This window comes from Bacillus carboniphilus, from assembly GCF_020524035.2.
Lineage (GTDB): Bacteria > Bacillota > Bacilli > Bacillales > JAIVKR01 > Bacillus_CC.
Genome location: NZ_CP129013.1, coordinates 2,265,724 through 2,283,388 on the forward strand (window position 1 = coordinate 2,265,724; position 17,665 = coordinate 2,283,388).

At 34.4% G+C, this 17,665-nt stretch carries 19 protein-coding genes and 1 pseudogene; 9 read left to right on the forward strand and 11 right to left on the reverse strand.

Annotated features, from left to right (window positions below):
* Window positions 1–154: 154 nt before the first annotated feature.
* Window positions 155–1,165, reverse strand: a complete 1,011-nt coding sequence (gene galE / locus LC087_RS11645) for a UDP-glucose 4-epimerase GalE (RefSeq protein ID WP_226541850.1) — start codon at window positions 1,163–1,165, stop codon at window positions 155–157.
* Between the two features lie 295 nt (window positions 1,166–1,460).
* Between galE and LC087_RS11650 the strand changes: the two genes are divergently transcribed.
* Window positions 1,461–2,993 carry a plasmid pRiA4b ORF-3 family protein gene (locus LC087_RS11650; protein WP_226541852.1) on the forward strand — a complete coding sequence of 511 codons (1,533 nt, stop codon included), beginning with the start codon at window positions 1,461–1,463 and terminating at the stop codon, window positions 2,991–2,993.
* 1,004 nt (window positions 2,994–3,997) lie between these two features.
* Window positions 3,998–4,537 carry a plasmid pRiA4b ORF-3 family protein gene (locus LC087_RS11655; protein WP_226541854.1) on the forward strand — a complete coding sequence of 180 codons (540 nt, stop codon included), beginning with the start codon at window positions 3,998–4,000 and terminating at the stop codon, window positions 4,535–4,537.
* 176 nt (window positions 4,538–4,713) lie between these two features.
* On the opposite strand, the gene LC087_RS11660 is transcribed toward LC087_RS11655, so the two are convergent.
* On the reverse strand, window positions 4,714–5,790 hold the full coding sequence (locus LC087_RS11660; RefSeq protein WP_226541856.1) for a plasmid pRiA4b ORF-3 family protein: 1,077 nt from the start codon (window positions 5,788–5,790) through the stop codon (window positions 4,714–4,716).
* 453 nt (window positions 5,791–6,243) lie between these two features.
* Between LC087_RS11660 and LC087_RS11665 the strand changes: the two genes are divergently transcribed.
* On the forward strand, window positions 6,244–6,639 hold the full coding sequence (locus LC087_RS11665; protein ID WP_226541858.1) for a winged helix-turn-helix domain-containing protein: 396 nt from the start codon (window positions 6,244–6,246) through the stop codon (window positions 6,637–6,639).
* Between the two features lie 148 nt (window positions 6,640–6,787).
* Here LC087_RS11665 and LC087_RS11670 read toward each other — a convergent pair whose 3' ends face one another.
* From LC087_RS11670 to LC087_RS11680, 3 genes are read right to left on the reverse strand one after another with little or no spacing between them, the layout of a single operon-like run.
* Complete coding sequence (locus LC087_RS11670) at window positions 6,788–7,168, reverse strand: RpnC/YadD family protein (RefSeq protein WP_226541859.1); 381 nt, start codon at window positions 7,166–7,168, stop codon at window positions 6,788–6,790.
* Window positions 7,169–7,174: 6 nt separating this feature from the next.
* On the reverse strand, window positions 7,175–7,489 hold the full coding sequence (locus tag LC087_RS11675; protein WP_306019591.1) for a hypothetical protein: 315 nt from the start codon (window positions 7,487–7,489) through the stop codon (window positions 7,175–7,177).
* Window positions 7,455–7,706 carry a hypothetical protein gene (locus LC087_RS11680; protein WP_306019592.1) on the reverse strand — a complete coding sequence of 84 codons (252 nt, stop codon included), beginning with the start codon at window positions 7,704–7,706 and terminating at the stop codon, window positions 7,455–7,457. The genes LC087_RS11675 and LC087_RS11680 overlap by 35 nt, the downstream gene beginning before the upstream one ends.
* 594 nt (window positions 7,707–8,300) lie before the next feature.
* Between LC087_RS11680 and LC087_RS11685 the strand changes: the two genes are divergently transcribed.
* The 6 genes and pseudogenes from LC087_RS11685 (at window position 8,301) to LC087_RS11710 (ending at window position 13,022) form a co-directional block, all read left to right on the forward strand.
* Window positions 8,301–8,567, forward strand: a complete 267-nt coding sequence (locus tag LC087_RS11685) for a hypothetical protein (protein WP_306019593.1) — start codon at window positions 8,301–8,303, stop codon at window positions 8,565–8,567.
* On the forward strand, window positions 8,555–8,749 hold the full coding sequence (locus LC087_RS11690) for an MraY family glycosyltransferase (protein WP_306019594.1): 195 nt from the start codon (window positions 8,555–8,557) through the stop codon (window positions 8,747–8,749). Before LC087_RS11685 ends, LC087_RS11690 begins: the two co-directional genes overlap by 13 nt.
* Window positions 8,721–9,365: an MraY family glycosyltransferase gene (locus LC087_RS11695; RefSeq protein ID WP_306020818.1), complete on the forward strand. Its 645-nt coding sequence runs from the start codon at window positions 8,721–8,723 to the stop codon at window positions 9,363–9,365. The genes LC087_RS11690 and LC087_RS11695 overlap by 29 nt, the downstream gene beginning before the upstream one ends.
* A 259-nt stretch (window positions 9,366–9,624) precedes the next feature.
* The gene (locus tag LC087_RS11700; RefSeq protein WP_226541862.1) at window positions 9,625–10,251 is read left to right on the forward strand and encodes an HAD-IB family hydrolase; all 627 of its coding nucleotides are present in this window, start codon (window positions 9,625–9,627) and stop codon (window positions 10,249–10,251) included.
* Between the two features lie 75 nt (window positions 10,252–10,326).
* On the forward strand, window positions 10,327–12,012 hold the full coding sequence (locus tag LC087_RS11705; RefSeq protein WP_226541863.1) for a hypothetical protein: 1,686 nt from the start codon (window positions 10,327–10,329) through the stop codon (window positions 12,010–12,012).
* 90 nt (window positions 12,013–12,102) lie between these two features.
* A pseudogene (locus LC087_RS11710) lies at window positions 12,103–13,022 on the forward strand (decaprenyl-phosphate phosphoribosyltransferase).
* A 7-nt stretch (window positions 13,023–13,029) separates the two neighbouring features.
* On the opposite strand, the gene LC087_RS11715 reads toward LC087_RS11710, so the two are convergent.
* From LC087_RS11715 to LC087_RS11740, 6 genes are all read right to left on the reverse strand, one after another.
* Complete coding sequence (locus tag LC087_RS11715; RefSeq protein WP_306019595.1) at window positions 13,030–13,524, reverse strand: ATP-binding protein; 495 nt, start codon at window positions 13,522–13,524, stop codon at window positions 13,030–13,032.
* A 143-nt stretch (window positions 13,525–13,667) separates the two neighbouring features.
* On the reverse strand, window positions 13,668–13,910 hold the full coding sequence (locus tag LC087_RS11720; RefSeq protein WP_226541868.1) for a putative DNA binding domain-containing protein: 243 nt from the start codon (window positions 13,908–13,910) through the stop codon (window positions 13,668–13,670).
* 583 nt (window positions 13,911–14,493) lie between these two features.
* On the reverse strand, window positions 14,494–14,790 hold the full coding sequence (locus tag LC087_RS11725) for a transposase (protein ID WP_226541871.1): 297 nt from the start codon (window positions 14,788–14,790) through the stop codon (window positions 14,494–14,496).
* Window positions 14,791–14,823: 33 nt separating this feature from the next.
* The gene (locus LC087_RS11730; protein WP_226541872.1) at window positions 14,824–16,380 is read right to left on the reverse strand and encodes a YifB family Mg chelatase-like AAA ATPase; all 1,557 of its coding nucleotides are present in this window, start codon (window positions 16,378–16,380) and stop codon (window positions 14,824–14,826) included.
* Window positions 16,381–16,721: 341 nt separating this feature from the next.
* Window positions 16,722–16,922, reverse strand: coding sequence for a hypothetical protein (locus LC087_RS11735; RefSeq protein WP_226541873.1), 201 nt, complete (start codon window positions 16,920–16,922; stop codon window positions 16,722–16,724).
* Between the two features lie 121 nt (window positions 16,923–17,043).
* Window positions 17,044–17,493 (reverse strand): VanZ family protein, encoded by a 450-nt coding sequence (locus LC087_RS11740; RefSeq protein ID WP_306019596.1) that lies wholly within the window; start codon window positions 17,491–17,493, stop codon window positions 17,044–17,046.
* Window positions 17,494–17,665 lie beyond the last annotated feature (172 nt).

Genomic DNA, 17,665 nt, shown 5'->3' on the forward strand with positions numbered 1-17,665 from the left:
ACTGTTTTGCATATTCGGTCTGTCTGAAAAGTAACTTTTTAGAAAAAAAAAAACCCAAAAATGCTGTTTTATCAACATTTTTGGGTTTTCAATATGTCCTCATTTTTATGATATTGGACTTTCTGGACTATCCTTTTCAATCAATTATATAGACTTATTTCATATCCACTAACGCTTGATATTGCTTTTCAAATCTCCAAGCATCCGTGCACATAGCTTTTAAATCACGTTTCGCTGTCCAGCCTAATGCTTTTTGTGCTTTTGAAGCATCTGCATAACAATAAGCAATATCTCCCGGGCGACGATCCACAATTTCATATGGAATTTCAATACCATTCGCTTCCTCAAAGGTTTTTACTATTTGTAAAACACTCGTTCCCTCACCAGTACCTAAATTATAAATATGAGCCCCTTCATCGAGATGATCGAGTGCTGCAACATGACCTTCAGCCAAATCCATCACATGAATATAGTCCCTTACACCTGTCCCATCTACAGTGTTATAATCATCACCAAATATTCTCAGCTTGTCCAACTCGCCTTTAGCAACTTTTGTAACGAAAGGCATCAGGTTATTCGGAATTCCGTTTGGCGCTTCACCAATGAACCCACTCTCATGAGCTCCAACTGGATTAAAATAACGAAGGAGCGCAACTGAAAATTTTGGATTAGCATGGGCAATATCCATTAAAATTCGCTCACTCATGGCCTTTGTTTCTCCATAAGGGTTGGTTGTTGGTAAAAGCTCCATCGACTCTTTAAAAGGTACTTCATTTTCTCCATAGACAGTTGCCGATGAGCTAAATACAAAACGATGAACACCATAATGCTGGCAAACTTTCGCAAGTACCATCGTACTCACCAAATTATTATAGTAGTAATGTAAAGGTCGTTCTACTGACTCACCAACTGCTTTAAAACCCGCAAAGTGAATCACACCGTCTAAAGCGTGCTTAGCAAATATGGCCTCCACAGCCTGTTCATCCGTCACATCTATTTGATAAAATAAAACGTCCTTATTAGATATTTCTTTTATCCGATGGATCGTTTCTATCTTACTGTTACTGAGATTATCAGCCACAATAACTGAATGCCCCGCTTCTAGCAGCGCCACACATGTATGCGAGCCAATATACCCTGCTCCACCTGTTACTAAAATATTCATTGTTTTTAACCTCACCTTTCCAACTTGCTTGTATATAGGTTATTCATTCTTTCTATTTTTATCATTTAGCCTTTCAATACCAATACTAGACATTTTATCAGAAATATCATTATAAAGGAACAAGCCTCAGATTAGTATGTAATGTTTCCAAAACATAGATAGGTCGTCTATCTTGATATTCAAAGCTACTTAGGAGGGATAGTTTAACGATTCTTATCTACAAAAAAACATAAAACCTTGTCTCCCCTCCAATTGTACCGTACACTTAGTGTATAAAAAATGGAGGGAAAATGTAATGATACTTCAATTAAAAGTAAGCTTAAAAGATATGAAGCCCCCTGTTTGGCGAAGGCTTCAAGTAGATGAGAAAATGACCTTTTACGATTTTCATGACGCGCTTCAAATTGCATTTGAATGGAATGATGCTCACCTTCACGTTTTTGATGTAAGAAAATCTAGAAGTGAACGGATTCCTTATCCTACCATGATTGGATTAAATGAGACGAATGATTTTATGAATTACCAGTACGATGAAAGAGAAGAAAGACTCGGAGACTGGCTCGTCAATGAAAAAGATCGGATTGTTTATACATATGACTTTGGGGACGATTGGGAACATGAAATTGTCCTTGAAAAACGGCTACCTATTGATGAAAACACCACTTATCCAAATTGCGTGAAAGCCATGCGAGTAGCACCTCCTGAAGATAGTAGAGGCGATCTTTTTGAAGGATTCGTTGAGATAGAGGAGATTCCAACAAAAGAATTAACAGCGGATATTTCCGAAGAGTTAGCCTTTTTTTTCACCGATGAATATGCTTATGGAAAAAAGGAGAAGGATGACTGGCCTTTGCTTCTTTCCCTAGCTGAAGAATTTAAAGCACTACAACCGTGGCAGTGGATGAGTGATTACCAGTTATTCGCTATAGAAGATCCGGAAACAGAAGAACTATGCTTTTGCTCCGTAATGGGCGCTGCTGGTGAAGAATTCGGACTCGCTGCCTATATAGGTGCTGAAGGATTTCATTTTTTGCGCAAGCTTTTTAACGATGAAATTGATGAAAGTAACCATTTGAAGCAACGGTCCATTGTTTTCTGCTTATCAGACCGTAATGAATTGAGTAATGATGATTATGACCTTTTAAAAACGCACGGGTTCTCGTATCGCGGAAAAAAACAATGGCCTCAATTCAGAAGCTTTCATCCGAATCATTTCCCATGGAAATTAGACTCGAGAGAAGTACAACTAATGTCTACCATATTAAAACAAGCGATAGAGGTGTGTAAACAAGCCAAACTAAACTCTATACTATTTGATGTCCCAGATACTGTGTTTATAGGAAGGAGACTAGATGAGAACACTGGTAAATGGAAGGATGTCAATTTTGAAGTGGCATATGCTGGCTTAGAAAAACCAATCGTTCCATTACTCATCAACGAAATGGAGCTACAAAAATTACGAAATGAAACAAAAACCTTAAATATAAAAATTGAATTTGGAATAGAACACTTGCCAACTCCCACTCAAGATTCACCAGATGAACGCCCCTACTATCCAACTGTTCTCATTGGAGTGGATAAAAAAACAGGCATGATCGTCTTCAACGAAATCATAAATCGGAATCAATTTAACTTAGAGGAAGGCATTCAACATGGAATCGTGAATATGATAGAGAGACTCAAAGGTATTCCAAGAGAAATATGGATTAAAGAAAATAACGAATATTTAATTGACGCAATCGCTCGCAAATTAAAGATACGACTAATGACGGTTCAGTCTCTTCGCCATATTGAAGAAGTCATGAACCACATGAAGGCGTTTTATTGATAACAATCCCAAGGATGTATAGAAGTCTAATTTTTTGTTAGAAAATTATAACTAGAAAAGACAAGAATGTTGAAATAACAGTATTCTTGTCTTTTACTTTTATCAAAATGAGGGTTTAAAAATTATTTTCAGGAAAGATCATTCTTTCTCACGCATTCTTTTTTTGAGCCATACACTTTTACACAAATCAAACTTAGGAACTTCATTAATTATCTGAGTAATATTTTTGTTTTGGACTTGTCGGTTTATCTGGTATCGTTAATTTTAATTACCCTGCTTTAATTAAGGGATTGAGTATTTTTGTTCTTAAATATCTTTTACTTTTAATTTGCAAGAAACCTTGTATATCACTTCTGCTTTTGGGAATTTTGCAAAACTCTAAAATCTCATTCGTTCGATCAAATTGGTCACTAGCTTGGTCACTACGCCGAGAACCTAAAGGGATGATTGTAATAAAAACGTCACCTTCAATAAATGTAAGCTCTGTTCCTGAATAAATCTTGTTGTATTTGTAAGTATTTCTAACTCCTGAACCAAGCTCATCTACACGTCCTATTCCTTTAAAGAATCTTGCGATAGTAGGATTCTTGGGGAATGGGGAAAAATTCGTGGGATCAATCGTACCATTTCCATGTGGCTTGTTACTGTTTTCAACAAATACTCTTTCTTTTTCAATTACCAGCTTAGCTAGAAAATGATTGGAAAACTCGCGGTGAACAAGTATATTCGATACTACTTCTCTAAAAATTTCTTTCCATTTTAATCAACATCCCGCTCTAGTTTCTATAGATTTATTCATAGTTCTCTTCTTACTATAGATTGTCTACTCTTACCATAGAGAATTCTATTGAAAACAAGGACCTCCTCTTTTAACCCTAATTAGTTGGTTACCGAATCAAAATCCCGTAGCATAAACTAAGTCACTGTGACCTTTTCACCTTGTCACTTCACTTCTCATCAACTAGACTAAATAGTAACCGCAAAAATAGGGAGGTATATTAAAAATGATCTTACAGTTAAAAGTAACACTTAAATATATGAAACCACCTGTTTGGAGACGAATTCAAATGGATGAAAATATGACGTTTTACGATCTCCATAAAATTCTTCAAATCGCCTTTAATTGGGACGATTATCATCTACATGGGTTTGAGATTAAGAAAACAAATGGAGAAATTCTTCGTCGCAAAGTTCTTGTGGAACCCGATAATCCAGATGATTTTATGGCTAAACTAATGGGAGCTTCGTTTGATGAACAAGAAGAAAAAATAGGGAAATGGCTAGTTGAAGAAAAAGATAAATGCATCTATACATACGATTTCGGAGACGATTGGGAACACGAAATCGTCGTTGAAAAAAAGCTCCCTGCTCAAATAAATACTAGTTATCCCCATTGTGTGAAAGCAATGCGAGTAGCACCAGAAGAAGATAGCCGTGGAGACTTTATGAATATTGAGGAAGTGGCGACTAAAGAGTTAACAGCACAAATTAATCAGCAGCTAGCGAGACTTCACAATACTAATAAAGAAACAAAAGCAAAATAACCAAAGAAGTAGATTCAGAAGCTTGACCTTCCTCACAAAGGAAAACCCAAGCTTCTTTTAAAATCCTTTCAAGTGTAAACAAATGAGTGCTCAAGTATATTAGTGAATGGCTGAAGTAACCCAAGATTTTTAAACAAAAACAGACAATCATTGCCGAAGAAGGTTTATTGTCAACCTCATATTTTAAGCATCCCATTGATTTGATTAAGATCAAATTCCTTATACCCTTGCATTTTCCCCCAATTCACCATCTCGTCGTGTTCAGGATGATCCTTATCTTCTATAATTTTCAAGAAATCTTCGTAGCCAGGTTCTCCGCCAACATCCTCTGGAGGACTATTGCCCTCTCCATCGAGACACTTCGGGTAATTCACATCGTAATCTTCAATGGTTTTAACCACCTCTATTACATGCTGCCAATTATCACCGAAATCATAATTATAAACAATTTTAGACGGAAGAAAATCGATTAGTTTTAATCCTTCTTCCTTCTTCATTGGCGTGTTGCCTTGATAATCAAAAGCCTCTTCATTACTGACAATGTTTAAGATAGGCTCTGCTACATCTTTATCTGGGTACAGTAAGTAATCATGTAAATGCGAATCTCGCCAGCCAAAGCAGACTTGCAACGTTTTATGTAAACGGCTGAAGGTGATATTTGAAGGAACGACGAATTTTCGCCAAACGGAATGGTTCTCTAGTAATAGAGTCACTTTTAACTCAATGGCTTCTGAATAAAAAATTGCCTGATTCGCCATTTCTTCAAGTTGCTTGTAAATTTCTTTGTTTGGATAAATATAAGCATTTTTTCCGTTCCCTACTAACAATTTACTTACTCTAAATCCTAGCTCGGATTGAATCATTTGCTCTTCGTTGATGAGATCTTCAAAATAATACACTTCTTCGCCTGATTTGTTCATTCTCGCAACATACGTCCGGTCTTTCGTTTTCGAGAAAATGATACTCCCAGCATTTTGAATATACTGTTCGATAACCTCTTCTTTTATGTTCTCTGCTTGAAACGTCTCCTGAATGGCTCTAGGGATCAACGTTTCAATCTCCCTAATATCTTTTGCTTTTAATCCAAAAAGGACAACCATATATCGGGTTAAATCGTTCACTAACACAACTGTCTTTTTCCGCCCCAGCTTGATAAGGTTGGCATGCCATGAATAGAAAGGATCTTCCTCTTCTTTTACAGCGACTGGCACGTTTAATTCATCGAGTAGCTTTTTCGTACATTGAATACGCATGAAGTTACTCCCTTCAACGTTTTATATGATAATTTTACCATAAGTTCCTTACTTTTTTAAAAGGATCTTACCATCATCTATTAGATTATTGAGTATACATACCAGAAAATCACCTTGATAATCCTTCTTATTCATGGGTTTAGATTGTGTTCCGAGCCTTCTATTTACATGATTAAAATCCTATTTAAGAGAGAAAATACTTCTAAAACAAATGAACAGCCAGTTACTCGATTCATAAAGACTTTTCAATTACTTTCCTTTTAAAAAAGTCGTTGAACATGTACAATTGATTCAATAGGTATGTGTTATCGACAGTCCGAATAGGAAAGATAAAAATAGTCCTGATGATTAAGGTAGCCCTCCAGCAAATAAGTTAAAATTGAGTTAACAACAGAAGAAAATTTTCTATTAATACAATGTTTGATATAAACGAATAATGGAAGGGGGATAATAATGAGTTCCAATTTTAATGGTCAAATTAACCACACGATTAAGGAACTTTTAGCGGATGGTCAAGAGCACAGTAGAAAGGAAATTATCGAGTACATCATAGAAAAATTCAACAATAAGGATGTAACAAAGGAGTTATGTTCATCAAGACTAAGCGAATTAATTGTAACGAGAGAGATTACAATCGTAGAACGAGGCATTTACAAATTGACACCAGAAACAATCACACTGCACGAAGAGTGCATCGACACCTTAACGAATGCCATTTTAGGCTTACAACGTACGGCAAATAAGATCAATATACTTTCCATTTCTGATGAAGAACAAAAAACGCTCGAAAAGATTAAACTATCAATCAGTCACATTAAAGATGACATAAAAACCTTCGATGAAGTGTAAGTATTTGTAGATAGCCCCTTTCAAAAGCTAGCTTTTCTTTTTCAAAAAATAACTGCTGGCTTTTGTCATTCTTTGTGGTTCGAAGACGTTTTTCTTTCATAGACTATGGAGAACAACAGAAATAAATCTTGCAAATCAAGGACCGTCCCTATGCTTCTCCTGCTTGCCTATAAGCTTCTTTCACTTCATCCTCAGTAAATTCCCCTGATTTAATCAATCTATTAATTCCTGATTGGGTCTCACCTTCTTTAATTGCCTCAACAAGTTGCTTAAATATATTTTCCCTTACTTTACTAATCCCTTTATTTTCTCCTTGTTCATACAATTTTTTAAATTCTTTTTCAACGATAGACATTCTACTCATAACCTCCCATATTTTCTGTTCTCCTTCTGAACTTAGGAATCGACGAACTAACACATAAACCATCCCAGATAAATGAGCTTTTAATGATTCATCTGCCAGCTCTTGTAGGCTTCGAATAATGAAATAGGCATCCTTTTCAATATCTTGTCCTTCCACATTATACAAAGGGCGTTATACCAAATTCATTCTTTCTTCATAGGTTAAAGGTGTCTCTGGATCTTCCTTTATTCTATTTAATATCTTCTCAATTGGACTTTCATTTTGTATATTTGCCAAAAATATAGCCTCAAATGTAAATTTCAATGAACCATAACTAAAGGAAGTAAGCACATCCTTTTCATTTACTAGAGGAGAATAAATCACTACTGTTTGCATTATTGGATTTTCTTTTTCCGATTTCTCCCTTATTTTATTATATAACCTTAAAGAGTAACCAGCAAATCGAAAAACATCATCTTTTTTTTGATGTGCTCTGATATTCCACATGAAGAAAGTTCCCATCCTCAGGTAAATAAAGAGTATCAGCTTTGTCATCAGCTGTTTCTATCTTTGGTACATCCGTAGACAGGACTTCTTTTACTCTTTTTGAATGGTATCCAAAAACTTTTAATGGCTCGAAGCCCTTCATCGTTGCAGCCATCAAGCGTTGTATAATATCCAAGTTGTTAGGATGAACTTGGATATCTGGGTTTTTCATTGTCAATGAATCATCACCTCGAATAGTATAGACGTCATTTCTTCGCATAAATAAGTGAAAAAAATACGAGCGTTTCATGAGAAGCTATCATTCAACTATAAAAAAATAACAAAAAATTTACCAAAAATAGATCTACAAGTATAGGATATATCTACTTTGGATTGTCAAAACACAGTAAGGAATTTCTTTTATTAGGGTAATTTGGAATGAATGTAGTGTGAAGGTTTGAGAAGGAAACATATATGCAAGGTACTTATAAAAAGGGCTATAGAACCTATAGTGGATCTGGAGGCTATGGAAAGCGCAGGAATGAATTATGCGAATTGAGGACCGTCCCCACGCTTTTTTATTTCACTCAGCAACGTCTCCATAATAATGGTAGTGCTGTGACCATTTTTATGCTAGAATATATCAGAATCCCATACTCTAATACTTTATGTAACTAAGATTAAGAGTATGTAAATCATATTTCACTTCTATGTATGTCTAATAATACAATAGCTTTGTTGGACGAATTAATATATTATTGTAGATAAATGTATAATAACAACTTGTTTTTATACGCGGATTAGTTTTAATTTACTTGTGTGAGGTGTAATAATGTATACACTACTTGACTATATTGTTGCTTTCTTTATTTCTTTAACTATGGCCATTGTCATAACTCCATCTGTTATTAAATTTGCTCATAAATATAACTTTATCGATATTCCAAATAATAGAAAAGTTCATAACGGATCTATGCCTAGGATAGGAGGATTATCAATTGTCATAGGAGCTGCATCAGGTCTTCTATATTTGAACCAATTGATTATTCAAATTTGGCCAGTTATCGTCGGAGTGGAATTATCTTATTGGTCGGTTTAATTGATGATAAATATACAATATCCGCAAAAGCAAAATTCCTTGGGCAAATAATTGCTGCCTGTTTTGTTGTTTTTTCTGGTTTTACGATTGAATTTGTAACGCTGCCGTTCTCTTCGGAAAAAATATACTTAGGAATATTCAGTTATATATTGGCTGTTTTTTTGGATTGTCGGTATTACTAATTCAATCAATTTAGTTGATGGTCTTGATGGCTTAGCTGGAGGGGTCTCCGTAATTGCAATGACTTCTATTCTAGTGCTAGCTTCAATAAACAACGATGTAATGGTGATCGCTCTTACAGTGATATTAATTGGAAGTACATGTGGATTTCTCGTGTTTAATTTTCATCCCGCTAAAATTTTCATGGGTGATACAGGCTCATTATTTCTAGGCTATTGTATCTCTATTTTGTCATTGCATGGCCTTTATAAAAGTGTCACTTTATTCAGCTTAGTTATCCCAATTATTATTTTAGCAATCCCGATATTTGATACTTTTTTTGCCATAATCAGAAGAATACTAAACAAGCAAAAAATTTCGGATCCTGATAAATCTCATCTTCATCATTGTTTACTACAATTAGGTTTTACTCACAGACAGACGGTTTTAATCATCTATGCAATTGGAACATTTTTTGGTATTAGTGCCATTATCTTTTCAAATTCGACACTATGGGGTGCTTTAATCATCATAAGTGTTTTAGTCCTTCTCATTCAAATTACGGCTGAATTAATAGGATTAATAGGAAAACACCAGCCGCTATTAAACACATTTAGGAGAATAATGGAGCGTTCGTAGTTGGACTCACCATTTTAACTAAAATACGGGATTATAAAAAGAGGCTATACCAAAGAAGTCCATTATGTTTCATGTGGGTTTCTTTGTATTTTTATTTTTATATAGCAGAAAAATCAAAACTAAGAATTCAAAGGATCTAAATTAATATATGGTGTATTACCCTTCAAAAAATCAAAATATATGGATTGGTTTAACTATTTTTGGTATAGTCATAAATAGAGTTTTTTACTATTAGAAATAAAAGGTTGGAGAATACTATATGAATAAAATTACATTATTTGATTTAGATAAAACGTTGATTAAAAGTGACTCTATGTTCCTATTTTTATGTTATGGAATTAAAAAGAATCCTTTTACTTCCTTTATCATTTTTCCTATACTCGTATCCACAATCCTTTACAAACTTAAATTTATTTCAGCAAAAAAAGCAAAAGAATATTATTATTACCCTATTAATTATCTACAAGAAGAAGAAATTAAAACGTTTTATGAACAAATACTTAAAGATAAGCTTTATAAAGAAGCCGTTAAAGAGCTAAAAAGAAGAAAAAAAGAAGGATATTATAATTTGGTCATATCCGCCTCTCCCTATGCTTATATAAAGTACTTTAAGGAACATCCATACATTGATGATGTAATTGGGACTGAACTTTATATGCATGAAGGGAGATATACAAATAAAATTTTAGGGAATAATTGTAAAGGGAAAGAAAAGGTAGTAAGGATCAATAAACACTTAGAAAATAAAGGTCTAAAGATCAATTTTGAACAGTCCTATGCCTATTCGGATTCATTATCAGACTCACCTATGTTTTCACTCGTACAAAACAAGTATGTCATTAATTATAGAGGTAAAACAAACTTGCAAAAGAAAAACTGGAAGTGATTTAATTTTGTATATTATTTTTTGACTACGTTTTAAAAAGAATATGCCTATTTAGTTTACTCATGGAGGTTCATTGTGAATATTTATAAAGCAGCAGAAGTCGTGGGGACAATCCTCATTTCATTTATATTCTTTACACTATTTTTATCTACCCTTCTTTTTTTCGTTGGTATTTCAATTACTACATTAACTATATTTATATCATTGCTTTTGTCTTTGTTTATAGGTTGGATCATGGGTAAAAATCGCTTGAATACTATGCCCTATAAAGTTTTTACAATATCTTGCTTGTTAAGTGTCATCAGTATCATTTTTTTCACTTATGTAAGTGGAAAAATGTTAGATATAACATGGGATGGTCAGTCCTATCACAAACCTGCCATTCTTTTTTTTGAAAAAGGGTGGAATCCCTTTTATGATTTTTTAGGGAAAGATGTTATAAATCACATTTGGATTAACCATTATGCTAAAGGTCCGTGGATTTTTTCATCGACTTTAATGAGCATTACAGGAATTATTGAGCAAGGTAAGTCGATTAATCTCTTATTAATCTTCAGTGCCTTCTTGTTTTCTCTCTCGGCATTTTACAAAATTACAAAGAATCATGTATACAGCTTTATCTTCGCCTTATTCGTAGCCTTAAATCCTGTAAGTGTGAATCAAGCAAGTAGTTTTTACGTGGATGGTCAAATTGGTTCACTCATCACTTGTTTAGTAGCTTTATCTATTCTCTTATATCACGAGTACAATAAACTATATTTATTATTGTTTTGTTTCTGTCTTACTTTACTCATAAATGTGAAATTTACTGGGTTAGTCTATGCAGTTATACTTTCAATAGGGTTAATCGCTCTCTTATTTTTCACTAACAAGACGAAGCTTAAAAAGATCATCCCAATATTATTAATTACTGGCATCATCGGTTCCTTTGTCGTAGGATACAATCCCTATGTAACAAATATGCTCTCGAAAGGACACCCTTTTCATCCACTTGCAGGAAAAGAAACCGTAGACATTATGACCGGAAACTCTCCTGTTGATTTGTATGAAAATAGATTAGCGAGCCTTTACCAATCCGTATTCTCTTACTCAAGTAATTATAGAGTAAAACCTGAAATGAAAATACCATTTACTATTCATCGTTCTGAAATTGATGCCTTTCGTGGGGTTGATACTAGGATAGGAGGGTTTGGCCCACTTTTTGGGGGCATAATAATCATAACACTATTGTCTTTATTATTTTTAATTAGAAATATGCATAAAAAAGTGATTCCATACTTTATTATATTATCTGTTATCTTAGTATCAATTTTCATTAATCCTGAACCATGGTGGGCAAGGTATATTCCACAACTTTGGATCGTCCCTATCCTTGTTTTATCCCTTTGTGTATCAGGGTTATACAAATTGAATAAAACAGTAAAATGGATCGCGATACCACTCATTCTTTCTTTATATACGATTAACATAGTATTCACCACTGGTGCACACTATTTATTTGTTTATGAAAGTAGTCAAACTTTAAACCAACAATTGAAGATCCTTCGTGACCATTCTATTGAAGAACCACTTAAAGTTTCACTTCAAAGATTTAAGTATTCCACTGAAAGAAGGTTGTCGGAGGGAGAGGTCAACTACAATCATGGTGATATTGAAGGATGTTCATATAAAGTTACTTTACTTGGAACAACTCCAGATGACCAAATTTGTATACAAAACCAAGAAGTCTATAATGATTTTATTAATATATCTAAGGATTAACATTAAAAGGTAATTTTTAAAAAATAGCAACTTTTATAAAAAAAATATTTAATCGTAACGCGGCATTTTAATTAGGAGGACTTTTATCTAATGACTTCGACAAGCGAAAGAAATATATCTGAAGTAACTTATGGAGAAACGAACATATTTAAACTTCTTCTGTTACAATTACGGCCTAAGCAGTGGACGAAAAATTTACTCGTTTTCGCAGCCTTACTCTTTTCTTTTGAAATGATTAACGTTTACACCATTAGTAAAACAACAGTAGGTTTTTTTCTGTTTTGTTTTGTTTCGGGATGTGTATATATTTTAAATGACTATGCAGATCGTGAAGCAGATAAACTGCATCCAGAAAAAAAAAACATCGCCCTATGGCATCAGGAGCACTGAACCCTACTGTAGCCATCTGTTTTGGTGTATTCCTGTTTTCTTTTTCCCTAATAACATCCTTTTTCTTAATTACTCCTACGTTTACTTTGCTTTTAATCGCCTATTTTATCATGAACGTTTTGTATACATTTAAACTAAAACAAGTGGTTATTATAGATGTGATGATTATTGCGGCTGGATTTGTTTTTAGAGCAATAGGAGGTGGACTCATAATTGAAGTTCCATTTACCCCATGGTTTTTGTTATGCACCATGTTACTTTCATTATTTTTAGCCTTAAGCAAAAGGAGACATGAACTCCTGTTATTAGAAGAAAATAAAGGGAGCCATCGGAAAGTACTACATAGTTATTCCGCACCTTTACTAGATCAATTAATAAGTATTGTTACGACAGCAACTATCATCAGCTACTCATTGTTTACATTTACCTCTGGACGGACGGTCCATCTCATGTGGACAATCCCAATCGTAATTTATGGCATCTTTCGCTATCTTTATATCATTCACATTGAAAACAAAGGTGGATCACCAGAAAAAATATTGTATAAAGACAAACACATATTAGTAACCGTTATAATATATGTATTATCTATCCTGTTTATTTTTTGGTATTTTGAATAATACTCCTCTAATAACTGATTTTTATTTTTACAAATGAACATAGAATAGGAGGTGTTTCATCACCTCCCCCTACTCTTCGCATAAAAGAAGCAAGTGATTCGTTTCTTGATCTTGGAGGGTTATCTAAAAACCGTTCTGTATTAACTAATGGAGTCCCTGGATTAGTTATTTCCATTCTATCGGTAAAAATTTCAATCATTGGACCAGTTCCACGTAACGCTAAGTCTTGATGAATAATTCCATTTGCCACTAACTCTTGGACTGAGAGTTCAGGGTACATAGTCACTTCTTTTCTTAGAGCTTTACCGATCACTTCATTTCTTGGTAAAAGGTTATCAATGAACCCTATTAAACCTTCAAACCCAGCAGCATAACCCTTTCCACCTTCTTGTTCACGAACAGTTTCAATTCTATCTTTTCCCTTGTAAATAATTACTCGGACTGATTTTCGCTTTTGGTTAGGGAATTTAGATAGATCTTTTGCAAGTAAAATAGCCCCCAAGTTTGTGATGTCGTATCCCCTGCAGCAGTATTTTTTATTATCATTTTATCTTCAACTAAACGTTCTAAAATTAAATTTCGATTTTCTGGCAACGGGCTGTCCTGCAATTCAAAATACGTAGGATAATCTAAATAACTAAGACCCTAACTCTCTGGTACATTTTGCAATGAAATTAAATCTTCATATGGAGTTTTATCAAATACACGCCATAATTCACGTTCCTTTTCCGGATATTCTTTTAAGTTCTTTTTACACGAACCAACGCGAATAAATTCTTGACCAGAAAATTGCACTGGCTTATTAGTAGCTCTTTCAATTTTCAGTAATACTACAAAACCATGTTCAGTCTCCAGTTCAAAAAACCTGAACATAATACGTCGAGACAAAAGTCTCTATAACCAGTTCTCAAGCTCTTCATTTCCCTTCTCTATTTCACTAGGTCGAAAAGTAGTACCTATTGATTTGACCGTCCCTATATTTATATATTTATGCTCTATAAATCAAATGAGGCGAAACACCTAATATCCTGGCAACTTGATGTTGAGTTATTCCATCAATTGATTTTATTTTCTTCAATACTTCATTTCTTGTTTTCTTAGGCATACTTTTTACTTGCGGTATCTCTAGATCTCCAAGACATATTTTAATTTGTACTCTTGCTTCTACATCTGACAATTTTCTTTTTACGTCATTGTCTCCTTCTAAACATTGGTCATTATTTTTCCTTTCATTAAAACCTTTAAATCGTATTCTGGCGTCAACTAGGTTTGGTGAGAATATCTTAAGAATGTAATAACAATCAAGTAGTCCATTCGGATAAACTAAATGGCCGTAGTAACCTCGGCAACTACTCCACCACCATTCATCCTCATGTGGAGTTATTCCAGCTTTGACTGGATTTTGATGAATATATCTTACAACAGTAAGAAGATATTGTGTTGTTTCTACGCTATCGCTTTTGAAACGGTTTTAGAAAAGGGGACCTGTTGTTTTGTACTTCCTGTGATAATAAGAGACATAGCTTACGCCAATTCGTTTCATAGTAGTCGAAAGACTTTCTTCCCCCTCTTTTAGTAAAAGATGGACATGATTATTCATTAAGCACCAGGAATACACGGTCATCCTTGCTTTGATTTTATATTTTTTAATCGTGTCAAGAAATTTCCTAAAGTCGTCATCATCATGGAAAATTTCTTGGCGATTAGCTCCTCTAATAATGACATGATAAATCCCACTTTTACTTCTCTCCCTTGGTCCTCTGGGCACAAATTTCACCTCACTTTTTAGAATAAGAGGATGTTATTCATATGGCATGTCACACTCTTCTCCCGTCATCATGTTCGTATTTAATGAGGAACCCTGAAGAGTTTTATTTCTCAATTTCATCGCTTCCTTAAGGGCTTCGTTCGTAATTATGTTTTCTCCTTTTAAATCTGAGATGGTTCTTGCTAAACGGATGATTTTGATTTGAACACGATTACTTAACCCATACCTTAAAGAGATTGACTGTAAATAGTGTTGCTGTTTAGATGTTAATGGGCTACTTTTAATCAGTTGCTCAAAAGGGACACTCCCATTACAAACTTCCTTATCATATCGGTTATATTGTTTTTCTCTGGCCGCTACGACTCTTTTTTTGACTACTTGTGATGATTCAATGTCTTTGAAGTTATGTCCTTCAAGGTTTATTGGGCGTAAGGTAAGCAAAATATCAATTCTGTCCAGTATCGGTCCAGAAACTCGACTTTTATAGGCTTTAATTTGTTTTTCTGAACATGTGCAATATTGCTCACTTGAACCTAGATAACCACAAGGACAGGGGTTCATAGCTGCTATAAAGATGAAATTCGCGGGGTATGTCACGGTGGAGTGAACACGACTTATCGTTACTTTTTCATTTTCTAATGGTTGCCTTAACATATCTAACGTTTTTTTGGAGAATTCACCTAATTCGTCAAGAAAGAGGATTCCACGATGGGCAAGTGATACTTCTCCAGGCTTTGGATTTGTCCCTCCACCTATAATGGATACATCTGAAGCAGAATGATGGGGGTGGCGATAGGGTGGTAGAGTAAGAGAGTGATACGGGGCACCTGCTAATTGATGAAGGCTGATCTTCTCTAGTTGTGCTTCTTTCGATAGTGGTGGAAGAATGGATCGAAAGGTTTCTGCAAGTAAACTTTTCCCACAACCTGGTGGACCATCCATTAGTACATAATGTTCACCACTTGCAGCAATTTCTAATGCTCTCTTTGCAAAATCATGACCGATAATTTGATTGAAATCTCGCTCCATTTCAGATGATTCTTCTTCCTTTTCGGTAGGTTGGATAAAGGAAAAGTGTTGTTGTCCACTCAAAACATCGATTACATCTTGTAGAGTTTCGATGTATACAAGTTCTAAATCTTGAAAGTCTACTTGTGGAATCGATGAATCGAAAGGTAGAAAGAGTTTTTTGAGGTTTAATTTTTTCGCTGCTAGAATGGCGGCGATCATTCCTTCAACAGGAAGAACACTTCCGTCTAACGATAAAGCGCCAATAAAACCAGCATCACGTGGTATCTTGTGCTTTAGAAAACCTCCACTTTTTAAAACACCAAGCGCAATCGCAAGATCAAAAAGAGGTCCGTTTTTCTTTTGCTCAGCAGGTGATAGATTAATGATGACTTTCATATCGACTAGAGAGTATCCAAGACTATGGAGAGCAGCAGAAACGCGTTCCTTCGATTCCTTTACCGATGCATCTGGTAGACCTACAATGGTTATAGATTCGAATCCTTCCGTTACTAGAACTTCAACTTGAACGTAATATCCTTCTAGTCCTTTTAGACCAACACTAGTTATTTTAGCTGACATGTTTCAACTCCTCAATTCATTTGTTCTATTTTTGATTTTTGAAAATACGGTAAGGGTTTTTCATTATCAGAGGGCATTCATTTGGTAAAAAAGATGAAAGATAAAGGTTTTTTTGAGGAAAAACTTAAAGGGTGAACTTATCTAATTGGCAACTAGTAAATTCTACACAATATCACTGAACTCTATCATGACATTTTGGTTAAATTGATCATATTAGATAAATATTAATAATAATCACAGCAGATGAATAAGCATTTATGGTTGCCATTCCCATACTAAGATTCTAAAAACTTAAATAGGATCATATTTTTTGATGACCACTATTAAACATGATAAGCTAACTACTTGCATTTCCTGGATTTTAATATTCTTTCTGCATTAGCAATTCTTTCTGATTGAGTCAACTTTACATCATTAAACACATTTGTTTCTTTAATAATAGTCCGTGGTGAAGAGATAATTTTGTTCACATCTTCTTCGTCAAGAGTATGTCGCTGAAAAATAGTTTCAGTTGCCATTTGAATATCCTCTTTATCACACATACTATTCACCCCATCTAAAAAAAGTAGTAATTAGTATATGCACTGAATACTCAAATTATAACACTAAATTACTGTTTCTCCCACCAATATTTACTTATGCATTGAAGAAACATACCCATTCTTAAAGACCAATTAAAGCAACGATATTTTCTAATCTTTCTTGAATCGGCCCATCAAACGTAACAAATGGTCGCTCATTTAAGAATAACAAACCAACAAACATCGTAATTAAAATCAGACTATAAACAGCAAAACGTTTAGAAATAAAGTGATGTCTATTTCTGAATACATATGAAATAAACATAGGAATTGCTAAACCTATGGTTACACCTATCATATTGGCAGTAGCATCTAATAATTCAGCACTTCTATTGGGTAATAGATATTGTCTATACTCCTCGAAAATACCGAAAGTGACTAGAGTATCCATAAGTAGCTCATTCTCCTTTTTAACAGCATGTTTATTCGAGAAAATAACAATAACCATTCCTAAAATAACTGAAAGAACAGCATAACTAACCAGATGCATCTGCTTATCCATGCCAAAAATAAGTTCATAATCTAACTCCATGTTTATCACCCTCTACTATCAGGCTTGCCATTAATAAAAGGTGTTAGACCTGTGCGGCAATCGAGGCTATGGAAAGCGCAGGAATGAATTATGCGAATTGAGGACCGTCCCCACGCTTTAAAGACAAGTGTTTTATAGTTACCTAGTAATATATATACTCTTACTTTTAATG

Bases quoted from the DNA above. Each gene is read 5' to 3' on its own strand.
- LC087_RS11675 (WP_306019591.1), bottom strand. From the start codon at position 7,489: ATGTGGAATATCAGAGCACATCAAAAAAAAGATGATGTTTTTCGATTT.
- galE (WP_226541850.1), bottom strand. From the start codon at position 1,165: ATGAATATTTTAGTAACAGGTGGAGCAGGGTATATTGGCTCGCATACA.
- LC087_RS11665 (WP_226541858.1), top strand. From the start codon at position 6,244: ATGAGTTCCAATTTTAATGGTCAAATTAACCACACGATTAAGGAACTT.
- LC087_RS11700 (WP_226541862.1), top strand. From the start codon at position 9,625: ATGAATAAAATTACATTATTTGATTTAGATAAAACGTTGATTAAAAGT.
- LC087_RS11740 (WP_306019596.1), bottom strand. From the start codon at position 17,493: ATGGAGTTAGATTATGAACTTATTTTTGGCATGGATAAGCAGATGCAT.
- LC087_RS11655 (WP_226541854.1), top strand. From the start codon at position 3,998: ATGATCTTACAGTTAAAAGTAACACTTAAATATATGAAACCACCTGTT.
- LC087_RS11660 (WP_226541856.1), bottom strand. From the start codon at position 5,790: ATGCGTATTCAATGTACGAAAAAGCTACTCGATGAATTAAACGTGCCA.
- LC087_RS11685 (WP_306019593.1), top strand. From the start codon at position 8,301: ATGTATACACTACTTGACTATATTGTTGCTTTCTTTATTTCTTTAACT.
- LC087_RS11735 (WP_226541873.1), bottom strand. From the start codon at position 16,922: ATGTGTGATAAAGAGGATATTCAAATGGCAACTGAAACTATTTTTCAG.
- LC087_RS11730 (WP_226541872.1), bottom strand. From the start codon at position 16,380: ATGTCAGCTAAAATAACTAGTGTTGGTCTAAAAGGACTAGAAGGATAT.
- LC087_RS11650 (WP_226541852.1), top strand. From the start codon at position 1,461: ATGATACTTCAATTAAAAGTAAGCTTAAAAGATATGAAGCCCCCTGTT.